General features: G+C 38.9%; 12 protein-coding genes. All 12 read right to left on the bottom strand.

The window, feature by feature from the left end:
- Window positions 1-19 precede the first annotated feature (19 nt).
- Genes glgB through glgP (JG738_RS05625) form a run of 12 tightly spaced genes read right to left on the bottom strand, consistent with a single transcriptional unit; the run spans window position 20 to window position 18,396 of the window.
- Window positions 20-1,918 carry a 1,4-alpha-glucan branching protein GlgB gene (glgB, locus tag JG738_RS05680; RefSeq protein ID WP_201336967.1) on the bottom strand — a complete coding sequence of 633 codons (1,899 nt, stop codon included), beginning with the start codon at window positions 1,916-1,918 and terminating at the stop codon, window positions 20-22.
- The gene (gene glgA, locus JG738_RS05675; RefSeq protein ID WP_201336966.1) at window positions 1,915-3,372 is read right to left on the bottom strand and encodes a glycogen synthase GlgA; all 1,458 of its coding nucleotides are present in this window, start codon (window positions 3,370-3,372) and stop codon (window positions 1,915-1,917) included. The genes glgB and glgA overlap by 4 nt, the downstream gene beginning before the upstream one ends.
- Complete coding sequence (locus JG738_RS05670) at window positions 3,369-4,145, bottom strand: ROK family protein (RefSeq protein WP_201336965.1); 777 nt, start codon at window positions 4,143-4,145, stop codon at window positions 3,369-3,371. Before JG738_RS05670 ends, glgA begins: the two co-directional genes overlap by 4 nt.
- Window positions 4,129-5,133, bottom strand: a complete 1,005-nt coding sequence (locus JG738_RS05665; RefSeq protein WP_201336964.1) for a DUF4931 domain-containing protein — start codon at window positions 5,131-5,133, stop codon at window positions 4,129-4,131. Before JG738_RS05665 ends, JG738_RS05670 begins: the two co-directional genes overlap by 17 nt.
- Window positions 5,121-7,067: an alpha-amylase/4-alpha-glucanotransferase domain-containing protein gene (locus JG738_RS05660; protein ID WP_201336963.1), complete on the bottom strand. Its 1,947-nt coding sequence runs from the start codon at window positions 7,065-7,067 to the stop codon at window positions 5,121-5,123. Before JG738_RS05660 ends, JG738_RS05665 begins: the two co-directional genes overlap by 13 nt.
- A 9-nt stretch (window positions 7,068-7,076) precedes the next feature.
- Window positions 7,077-8,978 carry a glycoside hydrolase family 57 protein gene (locus JG738_RS05655; RefSeq protein ID WP_201336962.1) on the bottom strand — a complete coding sequence of 634 codons (1,902 nt, stop codon included), beginning with the start codon at window positions 8,976-8,978 and terminating at the stop codon, window positions 7,077-7,079.
- Window positions 8,975-11,500 carry a sugar phosphate nucleotidyltransferase gene (locus tag JG738_RS05650; protein ID WP_201336961.1) on the bottom strand — a complete coding sequence of 842 codons (2,526 nt, stop codon included), beginning with the start codon at window positions 11,498-11,500 and terminating at the stop codon, window positions 8,975-8,977. The genes JG738_RS05655 and JG738_RS05650 overlap by 4 nt, the downstream gene beginning before the upstream one ends.
- Window positions 11,497-11,757, bottom strand: coding sequence for a glycogen-binding domain-containing protein (locus JG738_RS05645; RefSeq protein ID WP_201336960.1), 261 nt, complete (start codon window positions 11,755-11,757; stop codon window positions 11,497-11,499). The genes JG738_RS05650 and JG738_RS05645 overlap by 4 nt, the downstream gene beginning before the upstream one ends.
- 9 nt (window positions 11,758-11,766) lie before the next feature.
- Window positions 11,767-13,407, bottom strand: coding sequence for an alpha-glucan family phosphorylase (gene glgP, locus JG738_RS05640; protein WP_201336959.1), 1,641 nt, complete (start codon window positions 13,405-13,407; stop codon window positions 11,767-11,769).
- On the bottom strand, window positions 13,404-14,645 hold the full coding sequence (locus tag JG738_RS05635) for a glucose-6-phosphate isomerase (RefSeq protein ID WP_201336958.1): 1,242 nt from the start codon (window positions 14,643-14,645) through the stop codon (window positions 13,404-13,406). Before JG738_RS05635 ends, glgP (JG738_RS05640) begins: the two co-directional genes overlap by 4 nt.
- Window positions 14,642-16,231, bottom strand: a complete 1,590-nt coding sequence (locus tag JG738_RS05630) for a phosphoglucomutase (RefSeq protein WP_201336957.1) — start codon at window positions 16,229-16,231, stop codon at window positions 14,642-14,644. The genes JG738_RS05635 and JG738_RS05630 overlap by 4 nt, the downstream gene beginning before the upstream one ends.
- Window positions 16,228-18,396: an alpha-glucan family phosphorylase gene (glgP, locus tag JG738_RS05625; RefSeq protein ID WP_236583109.1), complete on the bottom strand. Its 2,169-nt coding sequence runs from the start codon at window positions 18,394-18,396 to the stop codon at window positions 16,228-16,230. The genes JG738_RS05630 and glgP (JG738_RS05625) overlap by 4 nt, the downstream gene beginning before the upstream one ends.
- Window positions 18,397-18,432: the final 36 nt, after the last annotated feature.

Raw genomic sequence — 18,432 nt, 5'->3', positions numbered from 1 at the left:
CTTTAGTTCTATTATACTCCTATGAAATTAATTGTAAATAAATCACACTTAGGGCAGGAAGAGTTATAAAGATGGAGTTTTCAAAGCCACAGCATTTCATTGGCTCGCTTTGCAACACTCTATCTGGATAATGATCCCATCCCAGATATTTTGGATGTTGCGAATTAAAAATTTCTTTATATTTTCCGCTCTTTGGTACAGGCAAAATGTAGTTTTCATACTGGGTATCGGCAAAATTGCACACAACAACGATGGTCTCATCTTTTGCCACTCTTGCAAAACTCAATACACTTCGTTCCCAATCCTTTTCATTGAGCCAGATAAACCCCTCTCTTTTTTCATCCCATTGATACAGAGCCGGAGTGGTTTTGTAAAGGGTGTTGAGATCTTGTAACATCCTTTGCAAAGCTTTATGTTTAGGATCTTGCAAAAGCTCCCACTGAAGCTCTCCATCAAAATCCCACTCCTTGAACTGGGCAAACTCTCCTCCCATAAAGAGAAGTTTTTTCCCAGGATGTGCCATCATATATCCAAAAAGAGCTTTTAAGTTTGCTAGTTTTTGATTAATGTCTCCTGGCATTTTATTGATCAAAGAGCCTTTCATATGGACTACTTCATCATGGCTCAGAGGCAAAATAAAGTTTTCATCATAGGCGTACCACATGGAAAAAGTGATCTGGTTGTGGTGATATTTGCGAAAGAGGGGATCGGTTTTGAAGTATTTCAAAGTATCATGCATCCAGCCCATATTCCACTTGTATCCAAAGCCAAGTCCTCCTGCAAAGACTGGTTTTGTAACACCAGGAAATGCAGTGGATTCTTCTGCAATCATTGTAATGCCTTCAAATGTGCCGTAACAACTCTCGTTAAGTTGCTTTAAAAACGAGATCGCTTCTAAATTTTCATTGCCTCCATAGATGTTTGGCTCCCACTCTCCCTCTTTTCTTCCATAATCAAGATAGAGCATACTTGCTACGGCATCCACACGGATCCCATCGATATGATACTTTTCAAGCCAAAAGTGAGCAGATGAAATCAAGAAGGCTCTAACTTCATTTTTGCCATAATCAAACACAGCGCTCTTCCACTCAGGATGGTATCCCTTTTTTGGATCTTCATACTCATACAGAGCCGTTCCATCAAAAGCGATGAGTCCATGCCCATCTGTAACAAAGTGCGAGGGAACCCAATCCAGTATGACACCAATTCCATAAGAGTGCATAATATCCACAAACTCCATAAACTCTTGCGGTGTTCCATATCTTGCAGTTGGTGCATAGTAACCGCTTACCTGATAGCCCCAAGATCCCTTGAAAGGATATTCGGTAATGGGTAATAGCTCCACATGGGTATATCCCAACTTTACTAGATACTGGGCTAGTTCTTTTGCAGCTTCCGTGTAGTTCAGATAACTTCCATCATCTTTTCTTCTCCAAGAGCCTAAATGCACTTCATAGATATTCATTGGTGATTCGTGGATGTTTGTTTTGGCTCTTTTTTGCATCCATTGGCTATCTTTCCAGCCATATCCCTTTAAAGACCAGATTCTTGAAGCCGACTTTGGAGGCTTTTCTGCATAGAATGCATAAGGATCTGCTTTGAGCAAAGTGGTATCATAAGGAGTGATGATATGATATTTGTAGGTTTGACCAATCTTTGCTTCAATCGTAAATCCTTCCCATATTCCGCTTCCGTCTTCTCTTTTTTTAAGAGGATGAGCGGTTGCGTTGTAACCGTTAAAATCCCCCACAACGCTTACATATTTTGCATGAGGCGCCCATACGGCAAAATAGACCCCAGTTTTGCCTTGATATTGCATAATATGAGCACCAAATTTTTCATACAGTTTCGTATGGGTTCCCTCTTTGAAGAGGTAGATATCAAATTCACTGAAACGCGTTACATCATGGCAAATCATTTTTTTGTCTCCATTGCCAGTTCATAGACTCTTTCATACTCTTTAGCGCTTCTTTGCCAATCAAACCGCTTGCTCATGGCTGTTTGGATCATTGTATCGATTCCCTCTTTGTCATGCAGCCATGTATCTACCGCCCAGCGAACAGTTCCAATGAGAGCCTCTTTGGTCGCATCATAAAATTTAAATCCGTCTCCTGTTTTTGTGTGGGGTTCATAGTTTTGGATCGTATCATCAAGTCCACCAACAGCACGCACAATTGGAAGCGTTCCATAGCGAAGAGAGTAGATCTGATTGAGTCCACATGGCTCAAAGAGGCTTGGCATCAAGAAAAGATCGCTTCCTGCTTCAATCTTGTGTGCAAGCTCATTGGAGTATCCCACATAGCAGCCAACATTTTCATATCGATTTGCAATATCTTGGAAAAAACCCTCCGCCCATTTTTCTCCGCTGCCTAAAAAGACCATCTGCAAAGGCAGATGTACCAATTCATGCATGGCTGCGGCTATCAGCTCTATTCCTTTTTGCTGTGCAAATCGTCCCACGAAACCAATAAGTGGAATATCATCTTTTTGGGCAAGATTAAAGCTTTTTTGCAAATCTATCTTACACACTTTTTTACCGCTAAGATCGTCGATATCGTAGTTTTTGGCTATAAAGGGATCAGTTTTTGGATTCCACTCATCATAATCTACCCCGTTTAATATTCCAAAAAGCTTATATGCATGGGCTTTGATATGCTCTTGCAGACCAAAACCAAACTGGGGCGTCTGAATCTCTTGGGCATACTTGGGGCTTACTGTTGTGATTTTGTCTGCATGATAGATTGCGCCTTTCATGAGATTAAGTGCTCCTAAAGCCTCCATTTCGTACATATTGAAGTGCTCCCAGCCAATTCCCAGATATTCAAAAGCACTTTTAGCAAAAACGCCTTGATGCTGGAGATTGTGTATTGTAAAAACGGAAGCGGTTTTTTGAAAGAAGGGGTCATTTCGCAAAAGGGTATTGAGCAGTATCGGTTGGGCTGCGGTGTGCCAGTCATTCGCATGGACAATGTCTGGTTTAAAATCCAAAACTCTTGCAAGCTCCAGTGCCGCTTTGGAAAAGAAGATAAAACGCGCATCGTTGTCCGGATAGGAGTACCCGTTATAGTCTGTATACAGATTATCTCTACCAAAAAAGATCTCATAATCGATAAAATAGACTTCTACTCCTTCATAGGTACTCTTATATGCACCGCACCACAGTGTCCCAAGTGGTCCCATATCCACACCGATATTGCCTATGACAAACTCCAAATCGTTTTTATTAATCGTGTAGTATCTAGGAAGGACAACTTTAACGTTGTGTCCAAGTTTTTTTAGATGTTTTGGCAAAGCCGCAGCCACATCGGCCAAACCACCGGTTTTAGCAAATGGTGTCATCTCTGAAGCGCAAAAGAGTATATTTCGTTTCATGGCAGCCTTTCAAGTAGAATTTTTACCCCCTCTAGTGAGGCGTCTTCTAGTTGCGTGAGTCTGATTTGCACCTCTTTCAAAGAAAAAGGAGGAGCAAAACTCTCAATCTTTTCTTGTATTACATCGATTATATCAGGACTGTTTTTTATGACACCTCCTCCTAAGACCAAAACAGAAGGATTAAAAAGTGTCAAAACAGTTGCAGTTGCATACAAAAGTGCTTCGGTATAGAGCGCATAGAGCACTTTGTTTTTTAGCGTTGCCTCTGTTTTTAGATAGTTTGCCCATTTTTGCAAGCCGCTGCCTGAGGCATAGAGCTCGATGCAATTATCTTTACCGCATCCACACTGAAAGGGAGCCTTTTTGTAGGGAATATGACCGATTTCGCCCGCTAGGTTTTTATAGCCTCGAATAAGTCTATTTTCATCAACTGTAGCACTTCCAAGACCTGTACCAGAGTAGAGGGCTGTGATAGAAGATGCATTGAAAAATTTCGCTTCAGCTAAGACAGCACACTTGAGGTCATTTTCAATAATGTAAGGGATTCCGAATTTTCGGGGCTCAATTGTGGCATGAATATTGGGTGCAGAGAGGATTTCATTGTTACAAACCTGTCCCGCATAGGAGATACCAACTGCTGTAATTCTTTTTTTATTGATCAGGTCTTCGATAAATCTTTGCAAATCAATATTATGCAGCTGCTCTTTGCCTTTTTCTTTATCTATTATTTCCCATCTGATGTATGTACCCCCTATATCAAGAGCCAGTTTCATACCATCTCCTAAGAAGTTGTGCCGCCATCTCCGGAACTCCTGGATTGATCATCGATCCAGTTGCCAACTCGAATCCGGCGATCGTGTAAATTCTGGGTGTTATGCGAATATAGAAACGAAAAATATTGTTTACTTCATGAAAAAAGGAGCTGTTTTCAAAGTTTTCATTGAGTGGTGGTAAGTAAAAAAGTAGATTAAAGGGAAAATCGCCAAGCTCTTTTGATAAAGCAAAAAAAAGTAAGCGAATATGCTCTGCCAACTCTTGCAGCTGCGTGTTTGAACACTCCCCAAATCCTACATTTTTTGCGATGATTGCTGTTTCAAAAGCAAAAGAGGAGGCATACGGAGTATAGGTAAAAAAGTGTTTACTCTCAAAGAGGCTTCTTTGAGAATTTGATTCAAAATGTACAATATCTTCATGCAAGGATCTGCCATGATTGTGGAAATAGCGTTGACAATGCTCAAATAAATAGAGTTGCTCTTTTGTCATTAGAGGAAGAGCAATAATTTGCGTATGAGGGTGGGGTTGTGTAGCACCAGCATTGCGTCCATGGTTTTTAAATATTTGTAAAGAGATGAGCTTTTTATCATTACGAAGGTCACGATAGCGTTGCTGGAGTGTATTGAGCCACCAAAAGATCTCTTCTTGGCTCATATTCTGCATTTTTACTGCATGTTTGGGTGTATCAATAACTATCTCATGTGCCCCATATCCGCCCCACATCTCATTAAGACCATCTCTATTTGAGATGAAGGGAGTTTCTATCTGCACCGCTTTATAGAGATTTGGAATCACTCTCGTTTGCCATGTGCCGTTGTTTTTGATTGAAAAGATCTCTTTAGGAGTTAACTCTTCGTTGCCAGGACAAAAGGGGCATTTTTGTATAGAAAATGTATCTGCACTTTGCTGTGGGATAGGTCTGTGGAGGCGCTCTGGAGCAATGATTATATATTCATTATGCAAAAGATCATATCTTATTTCAGACATAGTTTGAGATCCCACGTAAAAGATTTTGTAAAAGGTAAAGCAAAAGCGATACTTATCCCTTGTTGCGTTAGTTCAAACCCTTCCTCATTTTGTGATACTGTTGATAGAGGAACGACAAATATTTTTGTCTCCTGATTTGATAAAAAAAAGAACGTTTTTTTCGTAAATGGGTCGATAATCTCAAGCTTTTTTGCAAAAAACTCCATTTTGTCACAGCAATATTTTGCATTAATAAGCAGACTCTCATAGTGGGCAAAATGGAGATTCCATTCATTGACATACAAAAGTTCATTTTCGTATGTTGATTGGAAATCTATAGAAAGTTCGAGAGAATTTTTATCGATGGTATAGTTCTTTTGCATCGTTGCTGGATATTTTTGATCAAGGTAGAGACCGCCCTGGCGCTCAAACGTGAGAGGCTTTTGCAGTTTAAATGGTTGATTGGCAAAATCACCATACTCTTTGAAACTGTTTTGGAAAAATGTTTGGATATTAAAAGATGCGTCACTAAAATGATCAATTGCGGAGTTTTTGGTATACCAATCAAAAAAGAGATTTTTCTTGACCTCTTCACTTATCTTTGGAGCCATTTCATGGATTGTAGTGATCCCTTTTTCATCTTTTTGCTCAAGTGGATGGAAAATCTTTTCATGATAGGCTTCAAATCTTCTTGTGAGGGTATTTTGGAAATTGAAGCAAGAGTTCAGATCTAAAATCTCAATAATTTGCCCTCCCTGTTTTTCATAGAGTCTCCAGACAAGATTATCTTTTTTAATTTCAGCCTCTTTGTATCCGTCAAAATCTTTATCTGCTATTTCTATTCTATCCTCTATATTTTGCTCACACTGAGATACAAAGCGGTAGGCATTGTCTCTTAAGTTTGGCAGATAGAGCCCTCCAAATATGCCATGCCAGTAGACATCATTTGTCTGGAGTTTATAGAGGGCTTCGCTTTTTTGTTTTTTTGCAAGATCAAGCATACGTTTATGGAGCCTATTGGACTCTTCATATTTGACAAAAAAGTTTCTCCAGATGCCTCCACGAATAAACTTGATGCCAATATTTTCAAAATACTCTTTGCCAACTCTGTTTTTGAGTTTTTCAAGCTCGAGAGTATCTTTTGCCTTGAGGCTCCACTCACCCATCTCGTAGTAGGAGACATTTGCGAGATATGCGAGCCCTTTTGGATTTTGCGCTTGTGCAAAATGTTTCGTCGCAATTTCACTCTCTATGACCCTTTCGATGAAAGATTCGAGCCAGCCTTTTTCATAAACCCACTCATAGGTATTTGGCCAAAGACCAAACTTCTCAGCATCATCGAAAATAATAGCATTTTCATAAGAGCTTATCACTTGCAATGCATCATCTACCAGATAAAATGGAATTGCATAGCGTAGTTTTTTTGCGATAGGAAAGAGGGCAAAGCTATTTCCGCTCTCTTCACTCAAAAAAAATCCATCAAGCTCCTCATGATCAAATCCACTGGCAAGAAAGTGATAATCATCCACCGTCACATACTCAATTCCACACTCTTGGAAATCCAAGGCAATTGAGCTCTCCCATACTCGCTCGGTTAGCCATAGTCCCTTTGGTTTTTTATCAAAATAGTGCTCAATATAGCTACTGAGTTTTTGGATTTGTGCTATACGATCCTCTCTTGGAATACTTGCAAGTACTGGTTCATAAAAGCCACCAGTGAAAAACTCGATACTTCCCTGCTCGTTTAGATAGCAAATATCTTCAAAGACATCACTGTATTTTGTGCGTAGCTGCTCAAAGAGCCAACCACTGCAGTGTAGAGCGAAGCGAAATTGGGGATATTTTTTTAATGTTTGAAAAAGAGGCCTATAACATTGCTTCACCGCATTCTCTACAGCCTCATGGAGATTATCTACTGGCTGGTGCATATGTAGACCAAAATAGAGCCGACTCATGTAAGTACCTTACACAAACCAGTTTTTAGAGTAGTCATTATCAATCCTTATAAATAGTCTTGTCGTTGATGGAATAATCTGTAGCAGCCTCGTATCTTTATAAACTTCTATACGTACTTCAAAATATTTTTTGTTGCAACTGCTTTTGTCTATTTCAATCTCTGCAATAGAATCTGTTGCCCTTCTTTTTATAGCTACTTCATCCTCATCAAAAAAGATGCGAAAATCTAAACTCTTTATATCTTCGGCATCTATTCTAAAAAAGAGAGATTTCTCATTTTCACCCCAAAAGAGCTTTTGAACCGTAAAGCTACTTTGCATAGTCGAAGAGACTCTCTCATCGAGATATCCACTTCCAAGCCATTCAAAAAATGATGTTACTTTGCCATCAATAATTGGATAGATATATCCTTTTGGCTCATTGAGGAAAGCTTGTATCGCATGCGATCCTACAATAGGTGTCGTAATATCAGTTGGAGGTACAATACCGAGATGCTTGTAGATCGCTATGAGATGATTTCTATATATTGCATCAAACTCTAGTGCAAACTCTGTATAGTGGCCATATCCATACCACCAAAACCAGTCAGAGGCTTCTGCAAGCAAAAAGTGCTGCTGAATAAATGGATCTTGCGAGTGATGGAGAGTGTCTCTTTTTGTTTGAAAAAGAAGCTCCCAAGCTCTATTTTTCTCTTCATCTCCGATCCAAGTATCAAAATTGCCATAGATCCATGAGCCGGGTGAGAGTCTATCAAGCGTTTTAGATGTTAAAGAGGTAGCTTCATCGAAAGTGATTGTGCTTTTGCTCTCAAGCATTTCATAAAAGGCATTGAGAAACTCCCAGCCGTTTTTGGGATAGTGTTCCCAGGCATTTTCCCCATCTAAAATGACAAAGATTGTTCCTTTTTCAGGTAGCCTTTGTGCAAAATCTTTGACTGCCTCTTGGGCTGGAAAGTTTTTGTAAACAAATCCTATGAGATCGCTGAGCTCATGGTCACGAAAGAAGATTTTGATTCCATTAAAAGAGTAGGGGGAGTATTTGTCACTGCCGCCGCTTTTTTGCAAAATCATTTCATCGGTTGCTATCCACTCAATCCCTTCTTGTTTATAGAGTGCTACGCTTTTTTCATCTACTGCACCTTCAGCCGGCCAAAAACCTTTGGAGTTTTTACCAAAAATATCTTTATAAATCTCTTTTGCTTTTTGGATATGAAGGAGGGCATCCTCTTTTAGGCTTAGTGGCTTTTGCGGTAGTGTAATAGATGGATTTGCCTCTTTTGCTACATTGACATCAAGAAGCAGTGGTAAGATTGGATGGGAGTAGGGGGTAGTTGCAACAGAGATTTTTCCTGCATCTTGCAACGATTTATAAAGAGGCAGTATAGAAGGTAGAAAAGCAAAGAGAGTCTGCAAGAGACGTTCTTTTTCAATTTGTGAAAATGAATCTTTTTGTAGGAGTGACTGGATAAAAGGATCACTGTTTCTTAAATAATTGCCACACCAGCTTAAAAGAAAAAAGACCTCCAGATCATTGAGCTCTTTGTTATTCAGCTTCTCTTTTTCAAATAATGAAAAGAAGCGCTCATGTAAACCGTAAGCCATCGTTTTTGGATGGAGTGTGTGGCACAATTTTTGGATAGCTTCTCTCTCCTCTTGACTCACTTGCTCTGTTTTTTTGAGGAGAAGTTGTAGCATTCTATCGCAGCTAGGCCCTCTATTTATGTATTCTTGTAATTGCTCAATGAGGATTGGAGTGAGATTAAAACTTACCTTCACATTATATTGTGAAGCAATATATGGCATATCGTAGTAGTCTTTTATTGCATGCAAAAAGACCCAAGGGAGAATAAATTCTCCTTTTTCGTTCCTATAATCTGGTTGGTGCATATGCCATAGAAGTGCTATATTCACTCGTTCAACCACTCTTGTATGAGATTTGCATAACTGTCGTGCAGTTTTTTACCTTGCTCTTCGTTGTTTGCTTGAATGAAGAGATTGAGATCTTCAGTGTATTGATCAGGAATCATCAAAACCCAGTCTGTATCGTTCTCCCAAATTTTCACCCCCTCAAGCGTTGAATGGGGTTTGTCGTGTGCATATTCAATAAACTTTCTCATCATTTTGCCCTTTTTATGTTGAGGGCAAGGGATTTTACACCGTTTATAGAAAAAGTGTTTTACTTCTTTTTCTATTTGTGAGAGTAAAATGTTGTGACGGCTAAGAAGTTCCATTATTTTAAGGGTTGCATAGATTCCATCTCTATGGTATGCAAACTCTGTAAAAGCAAAGTTTCCATCTACAGTGGCTATCAAGTCATATTGTTTAAAATCTTCTCGTTTGAAATTGAGATATTTCCCTCTATCAATTTCTAGATATTTAAAATCACTGTCCATCATATCTGGCGCCCATGATGGTAAGAATACTCTATATTTCTTTCCATTTGATGCTGCATCGATATCCATAAGCCTTAGTACTGCTATGAGTGCATCAACTCGGTCTAAAATCTCTCCATCATCACTAATAAGTGTCAATCTTTGCCCATGAGGATAGATGAGCACACCTAATTGAAATTCAAGAGCAGTTACTATCTTGGCAACTTCATGTTGCGACTCTTTTATGTAATGAGTAATATTTTCTAACTTCAATCTATCATAATAGGCGTTGAGTAAAATATTTTCAATTTGCAGCTCTGAAAGAATTCGAGGAAATATCTCCTTTGTAATACCGTACATTAGATCTATTACTACTTGAAAATTACTGCCTCGAATTATTTTGTGATCGATAAGCTCTTTGATCTTTTCCAAATAGTGTCCACATGCATTTTTGTGCAATGATGCTTCATCATTGAGGCTTCCCATCTCTTTATAATCAACTTTGCGAAAATCTTGCTTGAAGTAGTTTTTCTCAACTTTTTTGGCTGTTTCGGTATTGAGTCTATGCCCTTCGCTGGTATACAGAAGTATCTCTACACTTGTAGGATCTTGAATACTCTTGCGAAAATATGCACCAGCATTAATATTATCATTTTTTTGTATGTAGTGTCTAAGAACTGAAGCTGGAATTACTTGCAGATCTTCAATGTTTACACCTGTTGCTAGAACACCTCCATCAAAGGAGCGCTTTAGCATTCTTGAAGAGTCTTCAAAATCTCGACCTATAGCAATTGTGCTTCCTTCTGGCAGCAAAGATGCAAAAGCTTCTGCGATTTTACATGACATTTCACAATCGATCTCAATATTTGCTTTACCTCGAATAATACCTTCTTGGAAAATAGCGTTTTTATATTTCGTACCCCAGACAACATTGTTCGTAACGATGGCTGCCGGCTCAATCTCTTTATTTGGCCACACAGTCACATCTTGATCAAAGGTAACAAACTTGCCAACATGGCACCCTTCAGCGAGTATTACGCCCGCTTTTGCTGTAACCATATCTTCAATGATGTTATCATTACAAATGACTGCATTATCAAAGACACACTTTTTCCCTATAGTGATATCGTGCCAAAGGATGGAGTTTCTCAGTTTACACTCTTCACCAATGGTGACATTATCTCCAATTGTTACATTGTGGAGTCTACTGTTTTTACCAATTTTTACATTATCACCAATGACAACGGTATCGATGATCTCAACGCTTTTATCAATTTCACTGTTGCCTTGGAGATAGAGGGTTCCTTCGGGATACTCAATTACTTTACCTGGAATATCAAAATGCACTTTTTCTAAAAAGAGATCTCGATGTACTTCTCTGTAGCTTTCTGGATTGCCAACATCTCTCCAATATCCATGAGCAGTATAGCCTAAAAGGTCAATTCCTTCTTGCATGAGAAGTGGAAAGAGATCTTTTGCAAAGTCAAAAGGCTCCCCTTTTGGGATATATTTTAAAATCTCAGGCTCAATAACATAAATTCCCGTATTTATTGTGTCGCTAAAGACCTCTCCCCAGCTTGGTTTTTCCAAAAACTTCTCAATTTTCCCCTCTTCATTGACGATAACCACCCCAAATTGTAAGGGATTATCGACTGAAGTTAATGTAATAGTGAGCTTCGACTCTCTTTTCTCGTGGTAGTGCAAGATCTTTTGAAAATCAAAATCGGTAACCAAATCACCACTTACAATCATAAATGTGGTATCAAGATACTCTCTGGCCATTCCTACTGCACCCGCAGTTCCATAGTCAGCATCGGGCAGAACATAGTGGATTTTGACGCCCCAATCACTTCCATCTTTGAAGTGGTTTTTTATAATTTCTGGTTTGTAATAGAGGAGTATTACAACCTCATCGATTCCAACTTTTACAAGTTGTTTGAGGACATTTTCCATCATAGGTACATTGACTACTGGGAGCATTGGTTTTGGGATAGAGTGGGTGAGTGGCTGGATTCTTGTGCCAAACCCTCCAGCCATTATGACCGCTTTGACCTTTTTCATGGCTCAACCTTCAAAACTGAATTCAAACTTCCATAAGGAGATGGCGTTGTAGGAAGAGTTTCATCGGCGAGCCACCGACCATCAACTTCATATCCGAATTCATAGGTCCCGGGTTTAAGGCGTTTTGTCTTTGTAAACACTCCATCTTTTTGCATCATGGGCTCAGCTTTCCAGCCGTTCCAATTCCCTTTGATTTTAACTTCATTGGCCTCTGTTTGTAAGATAAAAGTGATGCTTTTTGGATGTATTTTGATCATTGCAGCTCCTTAGTAGGTATACATTTTCTTATAATACTCATCTGCCATTCTAGTGCTATCGAATTTGTGCAAAATGTCTCTCATGCCATTTTGGGCAATTTCTATCCACTTTTTTTGATTGTTGTAATACATTGGTAAGATAGTCGATTCGAGTTTATTCATCATAGTTTCGTAGTCTTGGCTATCTATCTGCTCTATTGGTAGATTTGGTTCTGCATGAGGAATGACAAAAGCGTTTTGTCCATCTTGTGCAAACTCCGCTATCCATCCATCATCGATAGAGAAATTGATGCTTGCATTGACACCGGCACTCATACCACTTGTGCCACTTGCCTCTCTTCCCCATCTTGGAGTGTTGAGCCAGAGATCACTTCCTTGTTTTAAAAGTTTGGAGAGTCGTAGCTCATAGCCTATGAGAACAGCTACATTTTTAAACTCTTTGCTTAAAAGTACAAGTTCATTGAAAGCTTCAATTGCATTGGTATCGAATGGATAGGGTTTGCCTGCCCATATAATCTGAATAGGGTACTCACTGTTTTGTACAAGCTTTCGAAATCGTTCAATATCGTGAACAAGTAGTTTTGGACGTTTGTACTCAGCAAATCGCCTAGCCCATACAAGTGTACAAACATCTGGATCAAAGAGTTTACCTGTTTGGTCTGCTACCTCTTCAAAGAGTTTATGCTTGAGATGCTTTTTACGTCCTATGAGCTGATACTCTTCATGCTCTTGCATCCAGCTTAGCAGTTGCTTGTCTGCCCAGTAGTTCATATCTTGCGCATTAGTGATACTGATAATTTCATTTCTTCCCTTTACATGTGCCCACATCTGATTGGAGACTTTTTCATGAATTTTAGACACAGCATTAGATCGTTTGGAGAGTTTCAAAGCTCCTACAGTTAAAGAGAAGTTTGTATCATGCATAGCAAGTAGATTTTGCACTTCTGTAGCACTCATGCCGTCAAAAAATCCCATTCTTGCTAGTAAATCAATATTGTGCTCCTCATTTCCCGCCATCTCTGGAGTATGAGTGGTGAAAACTAGACGCTTTTTAACTTCATCGATACTTTTATATCTTTGGTAAAGAGCAAAGGCTAAAGGCAGTGAGTGTCCTTCGTTCATATGATATATATCAATATTACATCCCAGTTTTTCTAAAACTTTTAATCCACCAATTCCCAATACAATCTCTTGGGCAATTCTTGTCTCTTCATTGATATCATAGAGCTTATGGGATATTGTTTGACTTAAATAATCATTTTCAAAAATATCGGTAGTGAGCAGTATGACTGGAGCTGTTCCAAAGACATCTCCTGGTAGCAGATAGGCTTTGACCTTCACAGGTTTGCCATTAATCATTACATCAACAATAATATTTGTCTCTTGCAAAAAGTAGTAAAACTTCCTGCGAAATTCAACTTTTAAAGTATTATCTTCATATCTACTTTGATCATAATACCCATAGCTCCAAAGCATCCCAATACCAACAATATTTTGGCGAAGTTCTGCGGCACTTCGCATGTGTGAACCTGCCAAAAAACCAAGCCCCCCGCTATAGGTTTTGAATGCTTGATCAATAGCAAACTCCATAGAAAAATAAGCAATACTTGTTTTATATTGTGGATCGATTTGATAGTGATGAAGTTTCATTTTTGCATAAACCTTGTTTTTAAAATCTGTTTGCCAAGTTCAACTCCTGGCTGATTGTATGTATTGATTCCAAACATTGTACCAACCAAGGAGGTCAAAAGCTCATAATAAGCCATAAGTTCTCCAATACTTTCTTCATTGATAAAAGGAAGCACTATTTTATCGGTAGGGACTCCTTGTGCCTTGACACTTTCCATCGTCGCTTTGCACTCTTCATTGAGTAAGCGATTAAATAGAGCACCATTAACAAAATCTGTTTTTGCAAGGTGTGGTAGTGATATATCGGGAATAGCAATCTCTTCTTCGAAATTATCAATGCAGATAAATGTAAGGGTTTTATCTTTTGGACCTTCCATCACAAGTTGCAAAAAGGAGTGTTGATCAACTGAACCAATATGTGCAATGGGAGTAGTGCCTACAGGGTTGCCATTTTGATCTTTTTTACCAAGAGACTCACCCCAAAGCTGTACATACCATTTATTAAAGTTTTCCAACTCATCGGCATAGGAAAAGAGTACATTCATACTGTATTGCTGCCAATTTTTGTAGATAAAAGCAGCTTTTTGTAATATATGCTCTTCATGAAGCATGAAGAAGCGCTCAAACATCCCTTTTGCACCTTCCAAAAAGCCTAGAGTATCATATCCAGCAATGCTCAAAGGGACGATGCCAACAGCACTCATAACAGAAAAACGCCCACCTACATTTTTAGGAATAGCAAAACTCTCAATTCCATACTCCTGGGCAAAAAGATGCAGAGGTGAGTCTATATCTGTAATTACCATTAGCTGCTCATTATCTTTAGCAAGATCGATTTTGTAATGAGCAAGAGCCGCTTTAAAGATGGAGATAGTCTCAATGGTTGTACCTGATTTTGATACGATGACAAAGAGAGTGTTTTCTTTTGGAATCTGCTCAAATTGATGGCGAATTGCTACTGGATCTGGATTTTCTAAAAAATAGATTGGCCTATGAACTTTTTTGTATCGCAAAAAGTGATCGACTGCCTTAGTTCCCAAAGAGGAGCCCCCTATACCAATGACTACTACTCTGTCAAATTTTTGATCAAGCTCTCGTTTTTTGATCTCTTCTACTATGAGCCTAGACTCTTCAGGGAGGTTGTAATAACCTGTAACTCCTTGCTCTTTTTCATGCACTAATGCACCAAATGCGTTTGCCATGAGGTTTTTAATATCACTATCAACTTCGAGTGGATAGTCGAGATGGTAACTATTCATATCAATTTCCTTACTATATTTTGTGCTTCTTCTTGGAGGAGTTTAAGATGTTTGGGAGAGAGAAAACTCTCTGCATAGATTTTATAGATATCTTCTGTGCCAGATGGCCGTAGGGCAATCCATCCATTTTCTGTAACGATTTTTATGCCACCAACACTCATGCCGTTAATTTGGGTAAAAATATCTTTAATACTCTCTCCCGCCAAGACTTTAAGACCAAGCTTTTGAGGCTCAATCGATTTTATCTTTAATCGGATCTCTTCATCTGCTGGAATATCTATTCTTTCATAGTGACTTTTGCCAAACTTTTCTTCAAGATCTTGATAGAGGAGGGCTGGATCTTTGCTTTTTGCTTTGATTTCTGCTGCCAAAAGCGCCATGATGATGCCATCTTTATCAGTTGTCCAAACACTCCCATCTTTTCGTAAAAAACTTGCACCTGCGCTCTCTTCTCCAGCAAATCCAAGCCATCCTTCATACAGACCCTTGGCGAACCATTTAAATCCAACAGGTGTCTCATACACTTCTACTCCCAATGATTTTGCCACGCGGTCAATCATGGAGCTTGAGACAAACGTTTTTCCAACTTTGAGATCTTTTGGCCAGTTGCGGTGTGTAAAAAGATACCATATAGCAACGCTTAAAAAGTGGTTTGGATTCATTAAGCCACCAAGAGGTGTAACGATTCCATGTCTATCACCGTCCGTGTCATTTGCAAAGGCTACATCATACCTATCTTTTATCTCTAACAAAGAGGCCATAGCATAAGGGCTTGAACAGTCCATACGTATCTTGCCATCATGATCAAGACTCATAAAAGAGAAGCGATAATCTACGTAATTGTGACGAAGATCCATATCGAGATTATAGTACTCTTTAATTTTTTCATATACTTGTATTGTCGATCCGCCCAGTGCATCGGCACAGAGCTTAAGTCCACTTTTTTGGATCGCTTCCATATCGACTATCTCACCCAAAGACTCTACATAAGGAGTAATGAAGTCCTCTTTTTTAATATGCTCCTTTTCCAAAGCCTCTTCATACTCGATTGCATTGAAAGAGCCATTTTGCAAGATCGCATTTGCATCTTTTTCTATGACAGCCGTTACATCTGTATCTGCTGGTCCTCCGTTTGGAGGGTTATATTTGTATCCTCCATCTTCTGGTGGATTGTGTGAAGGAGTCAAGACAATTCCATCACATTTTTTACCTTTTTTGTTCTTCTCTAATATTGTAAAAGAGACTAATGGAGTAGGGGTGAACTTGTCTGTATGGATCACTTCTATGCCATTTGCAGCAAATACACGCAAAGCACTCATTTGCGCAGGAGTTGAGAGGGCATGGGTGTCGATTCCAATGATGATCTCTTGCGTACCGCTTCTTTTTTTGTAGTTGCAGATTGCCTGAGATATAGCAAAAATATGCTCTTCATTGAAACTTCTTCTGTGGGCGCTCCCCCTGTGACCACTTGTACCAAATTTTACTGGGACAAGATCTTTTTTGATATAAAAATATTCGCTCACCAATTTTGCTGTATCTATCAAAATATCCTTTGGGGCTTTTTTTCCAGGGATTAATCTTTTCATCCTTTGGCTATCCTCTCATAAAATTTGTTTTTGTACTCTTTCATCATACGCCTAGCACTAAAATAGGGAGCTACGCTTTTGATAGCCTCTTTCATCATTTTCGTCCATCCTTTTGGGATTCCTTTTTCATTTTGAACATAATAAAGTGGAACTATCTCATTTTCTAGTAAGTCATATAGCTCGTTAGCATCTTTTGCATCATCACTCGGATCTGTTCCAAACACCCAGCCGTTCTTGCCGTTGTACCCCTCTGGCCACCAACCATCACGGGTAGAGCAGTGCAATACGCCATTTATAGAGGCTTTCATGCCACTGGTTCCACATGCTTCCAAAGGTAGTTTTGGATTGTTAAGCCATACATCACACCCTTTGACCATATACTTTGCAAGCTCTTCACCATAATCTTCCACAAAGGCAATCCTTCCTTGAAATTTCGGATCTTTTGCTACGCTAAAAATTTTTTGAATAATCTGCTTTCCAGGGATATCTGCTGGATGCGCTTTACCAGCAAAGATAATTTGAATAGGGCGAGAAGAGTTATTGACAATTTGCTCTAATCTATTAAGATCATATAAAATAAGATCAGGCCGTTTATACTCTGTCATTCTTCTTGCAAAACCTATAGTGAGCACCTCAGGATCGAGTAAAATACCTTCAGCTAAAAGCACCATAGGATCAATAGTGCCTCCAGCCCATTTTTTGCGGCATTTTTCTTTAATGAAATTGAGCATATCATATTTGTTTTGCATATGCATCTGCCATAAAAATAGTTCATCAATATCACCTACCTTAAACCATATATCAGGATCATCTTGAAATTCACACCATTCACTTCCAAGCGTTTTATCAAGCTCTTTTTCTAAATCTCCATCCAGCCACGTACTCAGATGCACTCCATTAGTAATTGCTTCGATTTTGGATTTTTCTTCTTCTAAAATCTTTTGCCAGATTTGTGATGCAACCTTTTGATGTTTTTTACTCACCCCATTTTTATATTCACAAAGTTTAAGCGCCAGTACAGTCATATTAAATCCATTTGTAGGATTGGCTGGATCTATGCCAAAAGAGAGTAAATCGTGCAGTTCGATATCAAGTTTTTGTGCAAAAGCCAAAAAGTAGCTTCCTACCATATCGAATTGATACACGTCAGTAGCAGCCATCAATGGAGTATGCGTTGTAAATATGGAAGTTTGCTTCACTTTTTGCACAGATTCTTGAAAACTGAGATTCTGGTTTTCCATAAAAAAACGCAGTCTCTCAAAGAGGGCAAATGCTGGATGCCCTTCATTGAGATGCAAAATAGAAAAATCAATCCCAAGATTTTCCAATACTGCATGACCTCCAACACCTAAAACAATCTGCTGTCGGAGTCTTTGATGCATATCGGAAGTGTAGAGGCGATAACTAATCATACGATCCCATGGATCATTTTGCTCAATATCGGTATCTAATAGATACAAACTTATTCTTCCAACATTTACTTTCCAAACTGCCACATAAACTGCAGGTGTGATATGCGGAACTTGGATGATGAGCTGGTTGCCATCTTTATCTATAACCTTTTCTATTGGTGCTATCTCTTTTTCTATCCTTTCATTCTCCCCCTTTTGCCATCCATCACTTCCAATAACTTGGTGCACATATCCCCCTGGATACATAAAGCCGATGCCTACCATTGACAGATTCATGTCGCTTGCTTCTTTTAAAATATCACCAGCTAAAAAGCCAAGACCCCCAGAGTAGATGGGAAGTGAACGATGGAGCCCATACTCAGCACAAAAGTAGGCAATAGTCTCTCCTATTGGAGGAGCAGAGACTTGCATATATTGTTTGAATAGAGCATACACATAGTGATACTCTTTTAAAAAATCCTCATTTTTCAAAAGTCTTTCATAATCTTTTTGCGTAAGCTGGCGAAGAAGTTTAATGGGATTATGAACAGTCTCTTTCCATAAATAGGGATCAATTGTACGAAAAAGATGTCTTGCTCTAGCATTCCAACTCCACCAAAGATTGAGGGCAATTTCTTGAAGGCCTGCAAGCTCATCTGGAAGATAAGGAATTTGAATAGAGAGAGATGGATCGTTCATTACTGCAGCCTTATACCCGTCATGAAATAAATTATACTCAGTCAAGATTACATTTTGATTAAAAGCTCCTCTCATAGGGTAGTGTAAGATAGAAATCGTTATAATAAAAAT

The sequence above is a fragment of the Nitratiruptor sp. YY08-26 genome, assembly GCF_016593215.1.
GTDB classification, from domain to species: domain Bacteria; phylum Campylobacterota; class Campylobacteria; order Campylobacterales; family Nitratiruptoraceae; genus Nitratiruptor; species Nitratiruptor tergarcus.
This window is presented reverse-complemented; position numbering and strand designations above follow the sequence as displayed.

What these genes read in the sequence shown, in the direction of transcription:
- JG738_RS05630 (WP_201336957.1), bottom strand. Translation starts at nt 16,231, where the DNA reads ATGAAAAGATTAATCCCTGGAAAAAAAGCCCCAAAGGATATTTTGATA.
- JG738_RS05645 (WP_201336960.1), bottom strand. Translation starts at nt 11,757, where the DNA reads ATGATCAAAATACATCCAAAAAGCATCACTTTTATCTTACAAACAGAG.
- glgB (WP_201336967.1), bottom strand. Translation starts at nt 1,918, where the DNA reads ATGATTTGCCATGATGTAACGCGTTTCAGTGAATTTGATATCTACCTC.
- JG738_RS05660 (WP_201336963.1), bottom strand. Translation starts at nt 7,067, where the DNA reads ATGAGTCGGCTCTATTTTGGTCTACATATGCACCAGCCAGTAGATAAT.
- JG738_RS05665 (WP_201336964.1), bottom strand. Translation starts at nt 5,133, where the DNA reads ATGTCTGAAATAAGATATGATCTTTTGCATAATGAATATATAATCATT.
- JG738_RS05650 (WP_201336961.1), bottom strand. Translation starts at nt 11,500, where the DNA reads ATGAAAAAGGTCAAAGCGGTCATAATGGCTGGAGGGTTTGGCACAAGA.
- glgA (WP_201336966.1), bottom strand. Translation starts at nt 3,372, where the DNA reads ATGAAACGAAATATACTCTTTTGCGCTTCAGAGATGACACCATTTGCT.
- glgP (WP_236583109.1), bottom strand. Translation starts at nt 18,396, where the DNA reads ATGAGAGGAGCTTTTAATCAAAATGTAATCTTGACTGAGTATAATTTA.
- glgP (WP_201336959.1), bottom strand. Translation starts at nt 13,407, where the DNA reads ATGAAACTTCATCACTATCAAATCGATCCACAATATAAAACAAGTATT.
- JG738_RS05670 (WP_201336965.1), bottom strand. Translation starts at nt 4,145, where the DNA reads ATGAAACTGGCTCTTGATATAGGGGGTACATACATCAGATGGGAAATA.
- JG738_RS05635 (WP_201336958.1), bottom strand. Translation starts at nt 14,645, where the DNA reads ATGAATAGTTACCATCTCGACTATCCACTCGAAGTTGATAGTGATATT.